Raw genomic sequence first — 14,312 nt, 5'->3', positions numbered from 1 at the left:
GCGCGAACAGCCCGATGGCGGCCGCCTCGCGCCACGGGTCGCCGGCGAGGACGCCGAGCCAGCCGTGCAGCACCGCGGTCCCGACCAGGCCGGCCAGGACGGCGTAGCCGAGCAGGCCGGCCAGCCGCACGGCACGGCGGGCGACCAGCACGGTGAGCAGCGCCCCGGCCAGCATGCCGGTCAGCGCGAGGGGTAGGAACCCGGCGGCGAAGCCGGCGCCGCGCGGGTCGTCCGGGTCGGCCGGTACGACCTGCACCACCGGCACCGGACGGCCGGCGGAGAGTTGCCCGGCGGCCTCGGTGAGCAGCGCGGCCACGGTCGGGCTCGCGGCCGGGGCGGTGTGCAGGGCGACCCCGTCCGGGCCGACCACGAAGGCGGCGTACACCTCCCGGTCGCGCAGCGCCCGGTCGGCCGCCGCCGCGTCCGGCAGCGTGGTCACGGCGAAGCCGCCGGGCCGGGCGGCGGCGAGCCGGGCGGCCAGGTCTGCGGTGGCGGGCGACGGCCCGGCGACGGCGACCGGCAGGTCGCGCGGCGCGAGGTGCGCGGCCGGCGCCGCGAAGAGGGGTACGAGCAGCGCCTGCACCACCACCGCCAGGCTGGCGAGCAGCCCGGCGAGCAGCCAGGGTGAGCGGATCCGGGACGGGTGAGCGGGCATCTCCGCCTCCTTAAAACGAACGTTCGTTCTCTTGAACAGAGCGTGCGCCGCCGCTAGCCCGCCGTCAAGAACGAACGTTCGCTTTATACTGTGGGTCGTGCCACGCGTATCGGACGAACACCTCGCGGCCCGCCGCCAGCAGATCCTCGACGCGGCCCGGCGCTGCTTCCGGCGCGACGGCTTCCACAACACCTCGATGCAGGACGTGATCAAAGAGGCCGGGCTCTCGGTCGGCGCGGTCTACCGCTACTTCCCCAGCAAGAACGACCTGATCACCGCGATCGCCCAGTCCGTGGTCGGCGGCGCCGAGGGCCTGTTCGCCGACCTGGCCGCGGCCGACCCACCGCTGCCGCTGGTCGACGCGCTGGACCGCGCCCTGACGTACGTCGACGCGCAGACCGGCCCGGACGGCATGCTGCCGCTGGCCATCCAGGTGTGGAGCGAGGCGCAGCGGGACGCGGCCCTCGCCGAGTTCGTCGCCCGGACGTACACCGCGTTCCGCGGCCACTTCGTCACGCTGGCCCGACGCGCCCACGCGGCCGGCGAACTACCCGCCGACGCCGACCCCGAGGCCGTCGGCGCGGCCCTGTTCGCCCTGGTCCCCGGCTACTTCATGCAGCGCATCCTCACCGGCTCCCCCGACCGGCACACCTACCTGGCCGGCGTCCGCGCCCTCCTCGCCCCTCCCCGCCCCTGACTCCCGCGATCTTGCAGTTGGCGCCCCCGCAAGAGGGCCCGCACGGCAAGATCGCGGGGACATGGGGGTGGGGTCAGGTGAGGCGCCAGGCCTGGAAGGTGGGGCCGTCGGCGGGGAGGGTGACCGCGCCGTCGGCGTCCGGCTGCAGGGCGGGGGCGTTGCCGAAGATGTTCTCGGCGGCCGGGAGGCCGGACAGGCGGACCGGGGTGCCGGGGGCACGGCGGGCCAGCATCAGTACCGCGCCGGTCGGCGCCTCGCGGAGGAAGACCAGCGTGTCCGCGTCGGCGTGCACCCAGCGCAGGCCGCCGTGCCGCAGCGCCGGCTCGTCCCGGCGCAGCGCCAGCAGCGACCGGTACGCCTCGAAGGTGCGCCGGTCCCAGCTCTCCGGCCGGTGCCACGGCATCGGGGTACGCGACCCCTCCCCGTTGGTGCCGGTCAGGCCCAGCTCGTCGCCCGCGAAGATCACCGGCGTGCCCGGCATGGTGGCGAGCAGGCCGGCGGCCACCTCCTGCCGGGCCGCGTCGCCGACCACGGTGCGGATCCGGGCCGAGTCGTGCGAGCCGAGCAGCTGCCACGAGTGCGTGTACGACCGCCAGGAGACCAGCGACCGGTAGGTGTTCATGGTGGCCAGCACCGCGCCCGCGTCCCGCCGCCGCACCCCGCCCGGTGTGCCGAGGAAGTTCGGCAGCGGGCCGTCACCCTGGCGCAGCCAGGACCAGACCGGATCGGTGAAGCCGACGTAGTTCATGGTGCCGTGCCAGCCGTCCCGGTCCAGGTCACCGGTGTGGTCGTGGCCGTGCTCGGCGAGCAGCAGCCCGTCGGCCCGGGTCTCGGCGACCACCTCCCGCAGCAGCCGGGCCACCTCGTGGGTGTACGCGTCCGCGCCCCGCCGGCCGGTCATGTTCGCCACGTCCACCCGCCAGCCGTCCAGCCTGTAGGGCGGGCGCAGCCAGCGGCGCAGCAGCGAGTCCTCGGCGGTGGCGAAACGCCGGCGCAGTTCGGCGCTGCCCCAGTTGAGCTTGGGCAGCGACTTGACGCCGTTCCACGACTCGTAGTCCGACGGCTCCAGGTCGCAGCGCGGCGTCGGACGCGCCGAGCTGGAGTTGTCGAAGCCGGCCAGGTCGAAGTAGTACAGCTCCCGCTCGGGCGCGTGCACGTCGGAGACCGCCGCGGTGAACCACTGGTGGGCGTCGCCGGTGTGGTTGCTGGTGATGTCGCCGAGCAGCCGCCAGCCCCGGGCGTGCACCGCGTCGGCGAGCCGGACCAGGGCGGCGTCCCCGCCGAGCAGCGGGTCGACGGTGTCGAAGCTCGCCGCGTCGTACCGGTGGTTGGAGCGGGCCGGGAAGATCGGCGTGAGGTAGACGGTGTTCACCCCGAGCCGGTGCAGGTGGTCCAGGCGCTCGGTGATCCCGTCGAGGTCGCCGCCGTAGAACTGGCGCGGCGTCTCCGGGCCCCGCCCGATCACCGGGGTGTCCCAGTCGCACGGGATCGCCCAGTCCGGCGCGGTCCGGCCGGCCGCGGCGGCCGAGCGGGCGAACCGGTCCGGGAAGATCTGGTAGATCACCGCGTCCCGGGCCCAGGCCGGCGGCGGCGCGTGGCTGACCAGCTTGAAGTCGCCGTTGTCCGGCACGTCGTGGTCGACCAGGCCGGCCGCGTTCAGCCAGCGGGCGCCCCGCGCGCCGTCGAGCAGGAAGCGGTAGTTGCTGACCGGGTTGCGGACCTCGACGTCGGCCCGCCACCACACGTCACCGCCCTCGGTGCGGTCGACCACCGCCTCGGCGAAGCGCGGCTCGCCGTCGCCGGTGGTCCGGACGTGCACCTGGCGGACGTCGGCGCCGGCCGGCACCCGGACGAAGACCGGGACGGTCTGACCGAGCGCGGGCTCCTGCTCGGGTACGTAGGTGGCGGATCCGTCGTGGTGCGGCTGGAGAGACATGGGGATCCTTTCGCGTCGTTTCGACAGGGAGTCGGGCGGGCACCCGCCGCGATCGGTCACCCGACCGCGGCGGTCCGCCCGAGAACCGCTCCGGTGTACGTCGCAGACGCCCTTGCCGCAGCGTGCGTAATGGGTACGGAGTGGCACCACGCGCCTCGCCCACGACGGCGAGCGACCACCCCTCCGGCTTATCCCTTGACGGCTCCGGCGGTGAGGCCGGAGACGATGTAGCGCTGGAGCAGTTGGAACACCAGCACCGTCGGGATGGCGGTGAGCAGGGTGCCCGCCGCGAACATCCCGAAGTTGTTGTTGCGCTCGCCCGCCACCAGGCCGAACATGCCGACCGCCAGGGTCTTCGACTCGGTGTTGGTGAGGAACACGTTGGCGATCATGAACTCGTTGATCGTGCCGATGAACGACAGCAGCGCGGTCACCGCCAGGATCGGTGCCACCAGCGGCAGCATGATCCGGAAGAAGACCTGGGCGTGCGTGGCGCCGTCCATGGTCGCCGACTCGTCGAGTTCGCGCGGCAGGGTGTCGAAGAAGCCCTTCATGAGCCAGGTGTTCACGCCCAGCGCGCCACCCATGTAGAGCAGGAACAGGCCCCACGGGGTGTTGAAGCCGAGCACCGGCCACAGGTCGGTGACCGTTGTGAAGATCAGGAAGATCGCCACGATGGCCAGGAACTGCGGGAACATCTGGATCAGCAGGAGCGTGAGCAGGCCGATCCGGCGACCGGCGAAGCGCATCCGGGAGAACGCGTACGCCGCCAGCGCGGACAGGAAGATCGACACGAAGCTGGCCGTGCCGGCGATCAGCAGCGAGTTGAGGAACCAGTGCCCGAAGGCGGTCCGGGAGAACAGGTTGCTGAAGTTCTCGAAGGACGCGCCGGTCGGCAGCAGCTCGGTCGAGGAGAGCGTGCCGAGCGGGTTGAGCGCCGCGGATAGCACGAACAGGATCGGGAAGAGGCTGAACACCACCGCCAGCACCCCGACGAGGTGCCGCCAGCCCACCTGGGCGAACCAGCGGTTCTTCGACCTCCCCTTCGCGTTCCGGTTGGCGGCGGGGGCGTCCGCGTGGGTCGTCACGAGTACACCTCCTCCTGCTTGCGGGTACGCCGGAAGCTGATCGCCGACACCGTCGCCACGATCGCGAAGATGAAGATCGAGACCGCGGCGGCCATGCCGAACTCGGCGCCCTGGGCGCCGAAGGCCAGCCGGTAGGTGTAGGTGATGAGCAGGTCGGTGGCGCCGTTGGTCGGGTTGTCCGGCGCGAACGGTCCACCCTCGGTGGTCAGCCAGATCGCGTTGATGTTGTTGAAGTTGTACGCGAACGACGCGATCAGCAGCGGCGAGAGCGCGACCAGCAGCAGCGGCAGGGTGACCGCCCGGAAGGACTGCCACGGGCTGGCGCCGTCGACCGAGGTGGCCTCGGTCAGCTCGCGCGGGATCGCCTGGAGCGCGCCGGTGGCCACCAGGAACATGTACGGGTAACCCAGCCAGAGCTGCACCAGCAGCACCGCGGCCCGGGCCGACCAGCTCTGGCCGAACCAGTCGACGTCCAGCCCGAACAGGTTGTTGACCAGGCCGAAGTCGGTGTTGAACATGTCCCGCCAGACCAGCAGCATGGCGAACGACGGCATGGCGTACGGCAGGATCAGCAGCACCCGGTAGAGGTTGGTCCCGCGCATCCGGGGCGAGTGCAGGGCGAGCGCGATGGCCAGGCCGAGCAGGAAGGTGAGCCCGGTCGAGCCGATCGCGAAGGCGAAGTTCCACAGCAGGGTGCCGAAGAACGGCCCGGAGATGTTCGGGTCGGTGAGCACCCGGCTGAAGTTCTTCAGCCCGACGTTCACCTTCCAACCCTGGGTGAGCCGCTCGCCGTCGGCGGCGACGAAGGAGCCGGTCGCCGGGTCGGCGGTCCACGTCTTGCCGGTCTCGCTGTCCTTGACGCAGTCACAGCCCGCGTCGTACGCCCGGATGGCCTTGCCCTCGTAGGCGCGGGTGAGGCCGTTGGACCGGATGGCGCCGCCGGAGGTGGGCACCACGAGGGCGGTGATGGCGTCGCTGCGGCCACTGGCCTGACCGATGTTCAGGACGGTGTAGCCGGCGGCCTCGGTGACCTTGCCGGTGAGGCTGACCGTGACGTCGCCGGCGTCGAGCTTGCGCAGCCCGCCCGCGTCGCCCGCGAAGACCTCCTTGGTCTTCGGGTCGCTGAGCAGGAAGACCAGCGCGCCGGTGGCCGGGTCGCCCTTGGTGGCGATGGAGAGGGAGTACTCGGTGGAGCCGGCGACCTGCTTCACCGAGGAGGTCTGGATGGCGACGATCGCGTCGTCCTTGCTGCCGCGGTGGCCGTCGCCGAAGTTCGTGAACGCGGTGCTCGCCGTGTAGAGCACCGGGAAGACCTGGAAGGCGATGAGGAAGATCGTGCCGGGGACCAGGTACTTGGCCGGGATGTGCCGGCGGCTCAGGTAGAGGTAGAACAGGCCCGCGGTGGTGGCGGCGAGGATCGCCAGCCCGACCCAGTGCTCGGCCTCGATGAGCGGGAACGCCGCCCAGATCGCGATCCCGGCCACCAGGCCGAGCAGGACCACCTTGACGACGAGGCCGGTCGCGGTGATCGGCGCGTGGTTCCGCGCGGTACGGGACGTGCGCGGGAGCCCGCGGCGAACGGGCTCCCGGCCCGGGGCCTGCTGAGCAGACCCCGGGCCGGACAGCGACGTGCTCATTACTTGATCTGACCCGCGATGGTCTTGCCCGCGGCGGTGATCGTCTTGGCCGGGTCGGCGCCACCGATGATGGCGGCCTCCGCCTTGCCGAACGGGTCCCAGATCGCGGCCATGGCCGGGATCGCCGGGAGCACCTGGCCGTTCTTGCCGGCCTCCTGGAACTTGGCCAGGTCCGGGTCCTCGCCCTTGACCTGGTCGAAGGCGGCGGTCAGCGCCGGCGGGCGCGGCTCGGCCTTGTACAGCGCGACGGCCAGCTCGGGCTTGGTCACGTAGTTGGTGACGAACTCCTGGGCCAGGGCCTTGTTCTTGCCCTTGGCGGCGACGTAGAACGCCTGGACGCCCACGAACGGCTGGGCCTCCTTGCCACCGGCGAAGCCGGGGACCGGGGAGATGTCGTACTTGATGTTGGCCTTCTTGGCGTCGGCGATGGCCCACGGGCCGGAGACCAGGAAGGCGCACTTCTTGCCGGTGAAGGTGGCGATGGAGTTCTCGCCGGTGATGGAGCGCTTCAGCGCGCCGTCGCCCTTCTCACCGAGCTTCGCGATCTTCTGGAAGGCCGCGATCGACTCCGGCTTGCCCACGCCCAGGTCCTTCGGGTCGTAGTCGCCGTTGGCCGCGGTGCCGAACAGGTAACCGCCGCCCGAGGTGTACAGCGGGTAGACGTGGTACGCGTCGCCGTTCTGGCCGGACTGGAGGCAGAGGATCTCGCTGGCCTTCTTCTCGGCCTTGAGCTTCTTGCCGGTGGCGACCAGCTCCTCGATCGTCTTCGGCGCCTCGGGGGCCAGCTCGGTGTTGCGGATCAGCGCGACGTTCTCGGTGGCGTAGGGGACGCCGTAGAGCTGGCCGTTGAAGGTGACGGCCTTGACGGCGGTCTCGTTGAACGCGCTCTTCTGCTCGGCGGCGAGCTGCACCGGGTCGATGGCGCCGTTCTGGACCAGGTTGCCGATCCAGTCGTGCGCGCCGACGACGACGTCCGGGCCGCTGCCCTGCTGCGAGGCGGTGACGAAGTTGGTCTGCAGGTCCTTGGAGACGGCCTGGACCTCGACGGTCACGCCGTTCTCCTTGCCGAACTCCTCGGCGAACGGCTTGAGGGCCGCGGTCCGCTTGTCGTCGGCCCAGATGACCAGCTTGCCGCCGGTGGCCTTGGCGGACTCCTTGGCGGCCGGCTTGTCGCTGTCACTGCCGCCGCAGCCGGACGCGGCGAGCGCCAGGCCGAGGACAGCGACCACACCCGCGGTACGGATGCGCATCGGTACTCCTGTCGTCATGGCGGCGCGCCGGGGGAAGGGCGGTCCGCCAGTGGAAACCTCGGTAATTTCTTGCTGACCGGCGCGGGGGTGCTGCGCCGCTGCTCTCGCATGTTGCGGGGACGTTAGCAAGAGGTTGCAGGGAATGGAAGGGCTTGCAGGGGCGTACGCAAGAACTTGCCCGTGAGCTAAAGTGCCGCCATGCGCGCTCGACTGTCCGACATCGCCCAACAGGCCGAAGTCAGCGAGGCCACGGTGTCGCGGGTGCTCAACGACCGCCCCGGAGTGGCCCCGGAGACCCGGCAGGCCGTCCTCACCGCCCTCGACGTGCTCGGCTACGAGCGCCCCGCCCGGCTGCGCAAGCGCAGCGCCGGGCTGGTCGGCCTGGTCGTGCCCGAGCTGGACAACCCGATCTTCCCGGCCTTCGCCCAGGTCATCGAGTCGACGCTGGCGCAGAGCGGGTTCACCCCGGTGCTCTGCACGCAGACCCCCGGCGGGGTCACCGAGGACGAGTACGTCGAGATGCTGCTCGACCGGCAGGTGTCCGGGATCGTCTTCGTCTCCGGCCTGCACGCCGACACCGCCGCCAACCACGACCGGTACCGGGCGCTGATCGCCCGCCCCCTGCCGATCGTCATGATCAACGGATACGCGCCCGGCATCGCGGCGCCCTTCGTCTCCTGCGACGACGGCGAGGCCACCGAGCTGGCCGTCGCGCACCTGGTCGCGCTCGGCCACCGCCGGATCGGCCTGATCACCGGCCCGGACCGGTTCGTGCCCGTGCAGCGCCGGGTGGCCGGCTTCCGCACCGCGATGAAGCGGCTGGTCGGCACGACCGAGGCGGAGGTCGGCGAGCTGGCCGAGCTCTCCCTGTTCGGCGTCGAGGGCGGCGAGGCCGCCGCGGGCCGGCTCATCGAGCGCGGCGTGACCGGCCTGGTCTGCGGCTCCGACCTGATGGCTCTGGGCGCGATCCGGGCCGCCCGGCAGCGCGGCCTCGCCGTCCCCGACGACGTCTCGGTGGTCGGCTACGACGACTCTCCGCTGATGGCCTTCACCGACCCGCCGCTGACCACCATGCGCCAGCCGGTCTCCGCCATGGCGGTGGCCGCCGTCCGGGCCCTGGTCGACGAGATCAACGGGCACGCCGCCCCGCACTCGGAGTACGTGTTCCGCCCGGAGCTGGTGGTGCGCGGGTCGACCGCGGTGGCCCGCCCGGCGGAGGCGGGTGGTGGCCGGAAGCGGCAGCGCGCCACCCCGTCCACCCTCCCTGTCCCCGCCTGAGCCCCGTGCCGAGCCGGCGGACCGGCCCGGCCCCCGTCATTTCTTGCGCAAGGAATGCTTGACTCTTGCAGTGGTCGGGCGGCATTCTGCTCAGACACCCTGCGCCCACCACCCACGCCCGCGCCGGGCGCCACCGTCCGCGCCAGAGAACGGGGATCTGAACCGATGACCTCCGCCCCCCACCCCACGCCGCTGACCGCCGACGACGACTGGTGGCGGTCCGCCGTCGTCTACCAGGTCTACGTCCGCAGCTTCGCGGACTCGAACTCCGACGGCGTCGGTGACCTGGAGGGCATCCGGCAGCGCCTGCCGTACCTGCACGACCTCGGGGTGGACGCGCTCTGGCTGACCCCGTTCTACACCTCGCCCCAGATCGACGCCGGCTACGACGTGGCCGACTACCGGGACGTGGACCCGCTCTTCGGCAACCTCGGCGACTTCGACGCGATGATCACCGACGCGCATGCCCTGGGCCTGCGGATCATCGTGGACCTGGTGCCCAACCACACCTCCAGCGCGCACCCGTGGTTCACCGCGGCCCTCGCCGCCGGCCCCGGCTCCCCGGAGCGCGAGCGCTACCTCTTCGCCGAGGGCAAGGGCGAGCAGGGCGAGCTGCCGCCGAACGACTGGGAGAGCATCTTCGGCGGCCCCGCCTGGACCCGGGTCCCCGACGGCCAGTGGTACCTGCACCTGTTCGACCCGGCCCAGCCCGACCTGAACTGGCGGCACCCGGAGGTGCGCGCCGAGTTCGAGGACGTGCTGCGGTTCTGGCTCGACCGGGGCGTGGACGGCTTCCGGATCGACGTGGCGCACGGAATGATCAAGGCCGAGGGGCTGCCCGACGTCGGCTTCAACTCGATGACCACCGGCCAGCGCCAGTCCGAGCTGCTGGGCAAGGGCCGGCTGCCCTACTTCGACCAGGACGAGGTGCACGACATCTACCGTGCCTGGCGGCCGATCCTGGACAGCTACCCCGGCGGCCGGATGGCGGTGGCCGAGGCGTGGGCGGAGACCCCGCAGCGGCTGGCCCGCTACATCGGCCCGGACGAGCTGCACCAGGCGTTCAGCTTCGACTTCCTCGACGCCACCTGGTCGGCCGACTCGTTCCGCAAGGTGATCGACACGGCACTCGCCGAGTCGGCGATCGTCGGCGCGCCGACCACCTGGGTGCTCTCCAACCACGACCGGCAGCGGCACGTCACCCGGTACGGCGACGGCGAGGTCGGCCTGCGCCGCGCCCGGGCCGCCGCCCTGCTGATGTTCTCCCTGCCCGGCTGCGCCTACGTCTACCAGGGCGAGGAACTGGGCCTGCCCGAGGTGCTGGACCTCCCCGACGAGCTGCGCCAGGACCCGGCGTTCCTGCGCACCGGGGAGAGCCGGGACGGCTGCCGGGTGCCGATCCCGTGGAGCGGCGAGCTGGCCCCGTACGGCTTCGGCCCGGAGGGCAGCGAGCTGAGCTGGCTGCCGGCCCCGGCGACCTGGCGTGCCCTCTCGGTGGCCGCCCAGGCCGGAGTGACCGGCTCGACGCTGGAGCTGTACCGGGCCGCGCTGCGGATCCGGCGCGAGCACCCGGCGCTGGCCGGCACCGACGGGATCACCTGGCTGGAGACCGAACCCGGGGTGCTGGCGTTCCGCCGCACCGCCGGGGACGCGGAGCTGACCTGCGTGGTCAACATCAGCGGCGCGGAGGTGACCGTCGCCGGCCACGGCCGGCCGGTCGTCGCCAGCGCCGACCTCACCGAGCGGGGCGACGGGCACGTCCTGCCGGTGGACGCGGCTGCGTGGTTCGAACGGCGCTGAGCCGGGTAACCCGCCAATGACCTGGTCGTCCGTTGTGCCCCGCGCCGACGGGCGGCTGGGCTACCGACCCCTTGTGGTGGGGGGTGAGGTGGCACCGGCCCCTCGGGGACCCGTTCCCGAGGGGCCGGTGTCCATCTGGGACCGTGGGGGTACCACGGCGTGATGACCGCACACGTGGCGCAGTACACCCTCGACGTCGGCGACCTCGACCGGATGGCCCGCTTCTGGTCGGCGGCCCTCGGCTACACCGTCCGCCGGGGCGGCGACGGCAGCGCGAAGCTCTACCCGCCGCCCGGCCGGCCCGGCCCCACCGTCTGGTTGCAGGGCAGCGGCACCCCCAAGCGCGGCAAGAACCGGCTCCACCTGGACCTGGTGGCGGACGGGGACCCGGCGGCCGAGGTCGACCGGCTGGTCGGGCTCGGCGGGCCGCCGGGCTGAGCCTCAGTCCCCCTTGGCGGTGAGCAGCGCGGCGATCCGGGCGAGCCCGGCCCGCACCTCGTCCCGGCTGGGCGGGGTCACCGGCTCCGGCTCCGGCTGCCGCTCGGCGGCCAGCTCCAGCTCCTCGTCGATGACGTCCTCGAAGTCGCCGTAGAGATCCGCCTCGTCGATCCGGGCCGCCTCGTCCTCGGCGGCGATCTGCGCGGCGGCGATCTCGCCGCGGATCTCCTCGGGGGTGAGCGCCGGCAGCAGCGGCTCCACCACCGCCATCAGCTGCTCCTCGGCCACCACCGCCTCGGCCAGGGCGAGCGCGTGCGCCCGCTCGTACGGGCCGCAGACCACCGGCTCCCACTCGTCGTCGTCGCCGAGCGGGCCGAAGGTGATGATCCACGGCAGGCCCAGCATCGGCGAGTCGTCCGGCAGGTCCAGTGTCACGAGTGCGCCCACCGGCCCATCATGGTCGGTGGCGACGCGGACGTGCGCCTCATTCACGCCAACTCCCCCCTCTCCGGCGGTCGCTCTCACCCGTGCGTACCGGCGTCCAGAGCCGCACGGACCAGGGCGACCGCGCGCTCCGGCGGGACGCCCAGGCGCAGCGCCTCGGCGGCGTACGCCACGGCGGCCCGGTGCAGGCGGTCGGTGGCGTCGTCGCGCCCCGGTGCCACCACGGTGCCGTGCCGGCCGCGGGTCTCCACCAGCCCGGCGGACTCCAGCTCCCGGTACGCCCGGGCCACGGTGTTCACGGCCAGGCCCAGGTCGGCGGCGAGCTGCCGGACCGCGGGCAGCCGGGTGCCGACCGCCAGCCGGCCGTCACCGATCATCGCGGCGAGCTGCCCGCGCACCTGCTCGTACGGGGGCACCGTCGAGTCCTGGTCGATGCGGATCCGGGTGCTCATCCCGCCCCTCCCGGCGTACCCGGGTCGGTCTCCTCGTCGACCTCCACGTCCACCTCCCGCGCGGCACCCCCCTCGGCCAGGTCAACCACCCGGCCGTAGCGGCTGGTGGCGGCCAGCGCGGCGCCGAAGAGCACCATCTGGTTGAGCAGGTAGAGGTAGAGCAGCAGCCCCACGGCCGTGGCCACCACGGTGTAGGCCGGGTTCCGCTCGGTGCGCACCACGTAGTAGCGCCCGACGGTGTTGAGCAGCGTGATGCCGACGGCGACCATCAGCACCGCCGGGCGCAGCCGGCGGCGGCTCATCCGCAGCCGGGGCACCGCCACCAGCAGCGCGGTGGCCAGCACCGCGTTGATCAGCACGCTGAGCACCGCGCTGACCGTGGTCAGCCCGACCGACCCGGTGCTGCGCAGCAGGAAGCGCAGCAGCGACTCCAGCGCGTCGACGGCGGCCACCGAGACGCCCAGCAGCACGAAGACCGCGACCAGCACCCCCAGGTCGACCAGCCGGCGGACCACCAGGTTGCCGGGCTGCTGGTTGAACCCGTACATCAGCCGCTGCGAGGAGCGGATCGCCTCGACCCAGCCGATCCCGGTGAAGACCAGGATGACCAGGCCGACCACGCCGACGGTGTTGCTGCTCTCGGCGATCTGCTGGGGATCGAGGAACGGCAGGTTCCCTTCCAGGAAGTCGGCCGCCGCCCGGCTGACCTCGCGGTTGTCCTGGAGGATCGTGCCGAAGATCCAGTACCCGACCAGGGCCAGCGCGAACACGGCGAAGAAGCCGTAGTAGGCGATCGCCGCGGCCAGCCGGCCGGCGAGCAGGTCGGCGTAGAGCGTCCCGGCCCGCCACACGTGGTCGAAGACCGACGACCGGTCGCGGACCGCGTCGATGCGGCGACCCAGCGCGGCCTCGATCCGGCCGATGACGTTCACCCCGCCATCCTCGCCGAATCCCCGGTCCGGTGGAGGCAGGCCGGCCGCGTGCTCAGCTCAGCCGCCGAGGCGGAAGTCGCGGCGGGGCTGCCACCGGGTGGCCCCGCTGTGCGAGAAGAGGGTGAACGCCTCCACCTCGAAGAGCGCGGAGAAGTCGGCCAGGTCCTCGTACGCCTTGTCGAGCACCTCGGGCGGCACGTCCTGGGCCACCGTGACGTGCGGGTGGTACGGGAAGCGCGCCTCGCGGTGCAGCTCGGGGGCCGCGTTGATGGCGGCGGCGAGCAGTTCGCACTCGCTGATCCCGGCGGCCACCGCCACGAAGACCACCTGGGTGACCGGCCGGAACGTGCCGGTGCCCCGCAGGTGCAGGGTGAACGGCAGGTGGCTTGCGGCCACCCGGGCCAGGTGCTCCTCGACGGCGGGCAGCGCGCGCACCGGGATCTCGGTGGGCCCGAGCAGGGTGACGTGCGCCGGGACGGCCTGCGCGTCGCCGGCCTCGATCCGCCGGCGGGTGAGCATCCCGCCCCACGGCTCGGGGACGTCGACCGCGATCCCGATCTGGATCGTGTCACCGGCGTCCGGCGACCCGTCCCTGCCATCCACGCTGCGCGCCACCCCTCCGGCCACCGACCGCTTCACCCGTTCCCGCCGTGCCCCGGGCCGCTACTCGAACCGGACCGGCGGGAAGAAGCCGATCCGCTCGTACGCGGTGCGCAGCGTCGGGGCGGCCACCGCGCGGGCTTTCTCCGCGCCCTGCGCGAGCAGCTTGTCGAGCTGCGCCGGGTCGTCCAGGTAGGCGCGGGTGCGCTCCTGGATCGGGGTGACGAACTCCCGGACCACCTCGGCGAGATCCTTCTTCAGGTCGCCGTAGCCCTTGCCGTCGTAGGCGGCCACGAGGTCGTCGATGCTCCGGCCGGAGAGCGCCGAGTAGATGGTGAGCAGGTTGGAGATGCCCGGCTTGCCCTCGGCGTCGAAGACGATCTCGCGGCCGGTGTCGGTGACCGCCGAGCGGATCTTCTTGGCCGAGCGGGCCGGCTCCTCCAGCAGGTCGATGATGCCGGCCGGCGAGGAGGACGACTTCGACATCTTGGCCGTCGGGTCCTGCAGGTCGGTGATCTTCGCGGTGTCCTTGACGATGTGCGGGGCGGGCACCGTGAAGGTCGGGCCGAACAGCGAGTTGAACCGCTGGGCCAGGTCGCGGGAGAGCTCCAGGTGCTGCCGCTGGTCCTCGCCCACCGGCACCGCGTGGGCCTGGTAGAGCAGGATGTCGGCGGCCTGGAGGATCGGGTAGGTGAACAGGCCGACGCTGGCCCGCTCGCTGCCCTGCTTCTGCGACTTGTCCTTGAACTGGGTCATCCGGCTCGCCTCGCCGAAGCCGGTGATGCAGCCGAGCACCCACGCCAGCTGCGGGTGCTCGGGCACCTGCGACTGGACGAAGAGGGTGCTGCGCTCCGGGTCCAGGCCGACCGCGAAGAGCTGCGCGGCGGCGATCCGGGTGCGCTGCTTGAGCACCTTCGGGTCGTGCCCGGCCGTGATCGCGTGCAGGTCCACCACGCAGTAGAACGCGTCGTGGCTCTCCTGCAGGGCCACCCAGTGTCGTACCGCGCCCAGGTAGTTGCCGAGGTGGAACGAGTCGGCCGTCGGCTGGATGCCGGAGAAGACGCGCGGGCGGGCGGGTACGTCGGACATGACGGCAATTCTGTCA

The 14,312-nt window shown here is 72.4% G+C and carries 13 protein-coding genes and 1 pseudogene; 4 read left to right on the top strand and 10 right to left on the bottom strand.

Features of this window, described 5'->3' with window-relative positions; all coding sequences use genetic code 11:
• Positions 1-655 (bottom strand): annotated as a pseudogene (locus B0E53_RS08545) (hypothetical protein); the annotation flags it as partial.
• Between the two features lie 97 nt (positions 656-752).
• Here B0E53_RS08545 and B0E53_RS08540 point away from each other — a divergent pair.
• Entirely contained in the window at positions 753-1,352 is a 600-nt protein-coding gene (locus B0E53_RS08540; RefSeq protein WP_210405993.1) for a TetR/AcrR family transcriptional regulator, read from the top strand.
• 73 nt (positions 1,353-1,425) lie between these two features.
• Here the strand turns inward: B0E53_RS08540 and B0E53_RS08535 are convergent, their stop codons facing one another.
• From B0E53_RS08535 to B0E53_RS08520, 4 genes are all read right to left on the bottom strand, one after another.
• The gene (locus tag B0E53_RS08535) at positions 1,426-3,288 is read right to left on the bottom strand and encodes a glycoside hydrolase family 13 protein (protein WP_107075514.1); all 1,863 of its coding nucleotides are present in this window, start codon (positions 3,286-3,288) and stop codon (positions 1,426-1,428) included.
• A 188-nt stretch (positions 3,289-3,476) separates the two neighbouring features.
• Positions 3,477-4,376 carry a sugar ABC transporter permease gene (locus B0E53_RS08530; protein ID WP_107075513.1) on the bottom strand — a complete coding sequence of 300 codons (900 nt, stop codon included), beginning with the start codon at positions 4,374-4,376 and terminating at the stop codon, positions 3,477-3,479.
• A complete protein-coding gene (locus tag B0E53_RS08525) occupies positions 4,373-6,013 on the bottom strand; it encodes an ABC transporter permease subunit (protein ID WP_107075512.1) in 1,641 nt (546 codons plus the stop codon). Before B0E53_RS08525 ends, B0E53_RS08530 begins: the two co-directional genes overlap by 4 nt.
• The gene (locus B0E53_RS08520) at positions 6,013-7,263 is read right to left on the bottom strand and encodes a maltose ABC transporter substrate-binding protein (RefSeq protein WP_107075511.1); all 1,251 of its coding nucleotides are present in this window, start codon (positions 7,261-7,263) and stop codon (positions 6,013-6,015) included. Before B0E53_RS08520 ends, B0E53_RS08525 begins: the two co-directional genes overlap by 1 nt.
• 198 nt (positions 7,264-7,461) lie before the next feature.
• Between B0E53_RS08520 and B0E53_RS08515 the strand changes: the two genes are divergently transcribed.
• From B0E53_RS08515 to B0E53_RS08505, 3 genes are all read left to right on the top strand, one after another.
• Positions 7,462-8,541: a LacI family DNA-binding transcriptional regulator gene (locus B0E53_RS08515; protein WP_107075510.1), complete on the top strand. Its 1,080-nt coding sequence runs from the start codon at positions 7,462-7,464 to the stop codon at positions 8,539-8,541.
• Between the two features lie 165 nt (positions 8,542-8,706).
• Positions 8,707-10,341, top strand: a complete 1,635-nt coding sequence (locus B0E53_RS08510; protein WP_107075509.1) for a glycoside hydrolase family 13 protein — start codon at positions 8,707-8,709, stop codon at positions 10,339-10,341.
• Between the two features lie 162 nt (positions 10,342-10,503).
• A complete protein-coding gene (locus B0E53_RS08505) occupies positions 10,504-10,779 on the top strand; it encodes a VOC family protein (protein ID WP_168215272.1) in 276 nt (91 codons plus the stop codon).
• A gap of 3 nt (positions 10,780-10,782) precedes the next feature.
• Here the strand turns inward: B0E53_RS08505 and B0E53_RS08500 are convergent, their stop codons facing one another.
• The 5 genes from B0E53_RS08500 to trpS all read right to left on the bottom strand — a co-directional run bounded on the left by B0E53_RS08500 (position 10,783) and on the right by trpS (position 14,296).
• Complete coding sequence (locus B0E53_RS08500; protein ID WP_107075508.1) at positions 10,783-11,226, bottom strand: hypothetical protein; 444 nt, start codon at positions 11,224-11,226, stop codon at positions 10,783-10,785.
• Between the two features lie 74 nt (positions 11,227-11,300).
• A complete protein-coding gene (locus tag B0E53_RS08495) occupies positions 11,301-11,675 on the bottom strand; it encodes a GntR family transcriptional regulator (RefSeq protein WP_107075507.1) in 375 nt (124 codons plus the stop codon).
• On the bottom strand, positions 11,672-12,607 hold the full coding sequence (locus B0E53_RS08490) for a YhjD/YihY/BrkB family envelope integrity protein (RefSeq protein ID WP_107075506.1): 936 nt from the start codon (positions 12,605-12,607) through the stop codon (positions 11,672-11,674). The genes B0E53_RS08495 and B0E53_RS08490 overlap by 4 nt, the downstream gene beginning before the upstream one ends.
• A 57-nt stretch (positions 12,608-12,664) precedes the next feature.
• Positions 12,665-13,246: a 2'-5' RNA ligase family protein gene (locus B0E53_RS08485; RefSeq protein WP_107075505.1), complete on the bottom strand. Its 582-nt coding sequence runs from the start codon at positions 13,244-13,246 to the stop codon at positions 12,665-12,667.
• Between the two features lie 24 nt (positions 13,247-13,270).
• Positions 13,271-14,296: a tryptophan--tRNA ligase gene (trpS, locus tag B0E53_RS08480; protein WP_107075504.1), complete on the bottom strand. Its 1,026-nt coding sequence runs from the start codon at positions 14,294-14,296 to the stop codon at positions 13,271-13,273.
• Positions 14,297-14,312: the final 16 nt, after the last annotated feature.

Source organism: Micromonospora sp. MH33, assembly GCF_003013775.1.
In the GTDB taxonomy this organism is placed as follows: domain Bacteria; phylum Actinomycetota; class Actinomycetes; order Mycobacteriales; family Micromonosporaceae; genus Micromonospora; species Micromonospora fulviviridis.
Note: the sequence above shows the minus strand (reverse complement) of the source record. Positions and strands in the feature narration are given on the sequence as shown.